Consider the following 261-nt stretch of genomic DNA (forward strand, 5'->3'; position numbering starts at 1 on the left):
GTCTTCACATGCGATATGGCATTTGTTACAGTTAATACAGGTTTCCTCGTTAATTCTCGCCACTACCTTGTAATTCAGGTTGAGATGTCCCCAGTCAGAGTAGGTCAGTACTGCCTTTCCGACGATATCCATGACGGAAGCGATTCCTCGTGCATCCAGATAGTTGGAAAGTCCGTCAATCATGTCCTCCACGATCCGAAACCCGTGATGCATCGCTGCTGTACAGACTTGTACCCCTGATGCCCCCATGAGTAAAAACTC

The 261-nt window shown here is 47.9% G+C and carries 1 pseudogene; it reads right to left on the bottom strand.

From position 1 onward, the window contains the following. Positions 1-261: pseudogene (locus tag SB773_RS32710) on the bottom strand (NAD-dependent dihydropyrimidine dehydrogenase subunit PreA); the annotation flags it as partial.

Origin of the sequence: Bacillus sp. SIMBA_074 (assembly GCF_046534555.1) — a bacterium.
In the GTDB taxonomy this organism is placed as follows: domain Bacteria; phylum Bacillota; class Bacilli; order Bacillales; family Bacillaceae_G; genus Bacillus_A; species Bacillus_A mycoides.